1 pseudogene is annotated in these 251 nt (G+C 62.5%); it reads right to left on the reverse strand.

Annotated features, from left to right (window positions below):
• Nucleotides 1-21: 21 nt before the first annotated feature.
• A pseudogene (locus R0J92_RS25040) lies at nt 22-251 on the reverse strand (mechanosensitive ion channel family protein); the annotation flags it as partial.

Raw genomic sequence — 251 nt, forward strand, 5'->3', positions numbered from 1 at the left:
GGACGCTGAGACCCGGTCGGCTCAGCCTTCTTTCTGGATTTCCACGCGATGCGGATAGGGGATGGAGATACCTTCGGCGTCGAACGCTTCTTTTACGCCCTGGATCATCGCCCATCTCAGCTCCCAGTAGTCACCGGCAGTGCACCACAGGCGGGTCGAAATATCGACCGAACTGTCGCCGAGGTTGGTCACACGCACCCAGGGTTCGGGGTTCGACAGCACGCGGCCATCGGCCTCGGCCAGCCGCAGGA

Source organism: Tritonibacter sp. SIMBA_163, assembly GCF_046535935.1.
Classification (GTDB): Bacteria; Pseudomonadota; Alphaproteobacteria; order Rhodobacterales; family Rhodobacteraceae; genus Epibacterium; species Epibacterium scottomollicae.